The sequence below is a fragment of the Mesorhizobium tamadayense genome, assembly GCF_003863365.1.
GTDB lineage: Bacteria > Pseudomonadota > Alphaproteobacteria > Rhizobiales > Rhizobiaceae > Mesorhizobium > Mesorhizobium tamadayense.
On record NZ_RQXT01000129.1, the window covers coordinates 1 to 2474 of the forward strand.

The 2474-nt window shown below is 65.7% G+C and carries 1 protein-coding gene; it reads left to right on the forward strand.

The window, feature by feature from the left end:
• Positions 1–256: 256 nt before the first annotated feature.
• Positions 257–2326 (forward strand): 3-hydroxyacyl-CoA dehydrogenase NAD-binding domain-containing protein, encoded by a 2070-nt coding sequence (locus EH240_RS36695; RefSeq protein WP_125007207.1) that lies wholly within the window; start codon positions 257–259, stop codon positions 2324–2326.
• The last annotated feature ends 148 nt before the right edge of the window (positions 2327–2474 follow it).

The window sequence follows — 2474 nt, forward strand, 5'->3', positions numbered from 1 at the left end:
CGCAAGGGGGGAGATTGAATGCCATCTCGGCTTTCGCCAATCTCGAACGCCGCAGCGGAGCGTTCATGCCTCCGATCTCCCCCTTGCGGGCCCCTTGTGGGGGAGATGCCCGGCAGGGCAGAGGGGGTGTGAAGGATCGCGACGCGTCGGCGCTGAGCTCCCGGACAAGCATTAGGCCAGAGGCGGATCGGGTTCCCATTCGCAACGCGGACTAGTAAACCCTTCCGCGATCGCAGCCGGTCTCGGGAGGTTCCGCTTGTCCAGTTCTGTCAGCGTTGCAAACGAGAACGGCGTCGCGGTGGTCACGATCGACAACCCGCCGGTCAATGCGCTGAGTTTTCACGTCCGCAAGCCGCTTCACGAAGCGCTCGCCGCATTGCGCGACGATCCTTCCGCCAGGGCAATCGTCATTGCCTGCGCGGGGCGAACTTTTATCGCCGGCGCCGATATCACCGAATTCGGCAAGCCGGTCGAGCAGCCGGAGCTGCGCGCCATCATCTCCTTGCTGGAGACCATCTCAAAGCCGACGGTCGCGGCGATCCACGGCACGGCGCTCGGCGGTGGGTTGGAGCTGGCGCTCGGCTGCCATTTCCGCGTAGCCGACCAAGCTGCCAAGCTCGGCCTGCCGGAAGTGAAGCTTGGCCTGCTGCCGGGCGGCGGCGGCACGGCGCGCCTGCCGCGGCTGGTCGGTGCTGCGAAAGCGCTCGGCATGATCGTTTCGGGAACGCCGATTTCGGCCGGCGAAGCAAAGGCGGCTGGGCTTGTCGATGCGGTATTCGACGGCAACCTGTTGGCAGAGGCAGTTCGTTTCGCTAGCGAAATGGCAGCCGGGGCCGGGCCGTTCGTGCCGGTGCGTGACCGCAATAACCGCCTTGCGGAGTGTGATCTTGCGGCGTTCGACGCCAAGGCGGCTGAGCTCGCCAGGAAGGCGCGCGGGCTTGAAGCGCCGCTTGCCTGCGCGGAGGCGGTGCGCAACGCGATCACGCTGCCGATTGACGAAGCTCTGGCGGCCGAGCGACAGCTCTTCCTGAAACTTGTCGCCGGCGATCAGTCGCGCTCGCAGCGGTATCTGTTCTTCGCCGAGCGCGAGGCTGCTAAGGTACCCGGCAAGGATCTGCAAAAACGCAAGATTGCCCAGGTCGGCATCATCGGCGCTGGCACGATGGGCGGCGGCATCGCCATGGCTTTCGTGAATGGCGGCTTTCCGGTCACCTTGCTGGAGACGAGTGGCGAAGCCCTCGATCGCGGCTTGGCGATGATCGAGAAAAACTACTCGGTTTCTGTCAGCAGGGGCTCGTTGTCGGAAGAGGTGAAGGAGCAGCGGCTCGGTCTGTTCAAGGGCAGCACCGACTATGCCGATCTTGCCGATTGCGACCTGATCATCGAGGCTGTGTTCGAGGACATGGCGGTCAAGAAAGAAGTGTTTGGCAGGCTGGATGCTGTCGCCAAGCCTGGCGCGATCCTCGCCACCAACACCTCCTATCTCGACGTTAACGAGATCGCCGCCTCGACCTCGCGGCCGCGGGACGTGCTCGGCATGCATTTCTTCTCGCCGGCCAATGTCATGAAGCTCTTGGAGATCGTGCGCCCCGACAAGACCGCGCCCGACGCGCTGGCGACGGTTGCCGATCTGGCGCGGCGCATCGGCAAGGTGGCGGTCGTCGTCGGCGTCTGCCACGGCTTTGTCGGCAACCGCATGTTGTCGGCGCGCGGCGCCGAGAGCGAGTTCCTGCTGCTGGAAGGCGCGGCACCCAGCCAGGTCGACAACGCCTTCACCGACTTCGGCTGGCCGATGGGTCCGTTCCAGATGGGCGACCTCGCCGGCCTCGACATCGGCTGGCGCAACCGCAAGGCGCGCGGCCAGACGGCGGTGATCGCGGACATGCTCTGCGAGCAGGAACGCTTCGGCCAGAAGACCGGCCGCGGCTGGTATCGCTACGAGAGCGGCTCGCGCCAACCGGCTGCGGACCCGGAAGTTGAGGCGCTGATCCGCGACAAGGCGGTCGAACGCGGCGTCGCGCGGCGCGAGATCGGCGCGGACGAGATCATCGAACGCACGCTCTATCCGCTGGTCAACGAGGGCGCCAAAATCCTCGAGGAAGGCATCGCGGCGCGGGCGTCCGATATCGACGTCGTCTGGGTCAACGGCTACGGCTTTCCCATCGGCAAGGGCGGGCCGATGTTCTGGGCAGGTCTTGAATGGGCGGCCAAGATCGTCGAGCGGCTGGAGCATTGGCACGAGCGGACGGGCAGGGCAATTTTCGAGCCGGCGCCCGTGTTGAGAAGGTTTGCCGAAACCGGGTCGTGGGAGAGCGTCGGCAGATAGTGGCGTTGCGCCGCGTTCCTTCGCGCCCCTCTCTGGCCTGCCGGCCATCTCCCCCACGAGGGGGGAGATTGGATGTCGCGCCGGCTTTCGCCAATCACCGACGCCGCAGGATGGGCGCTGTCGACGCAGCTGCTGATCACCCCCAAGT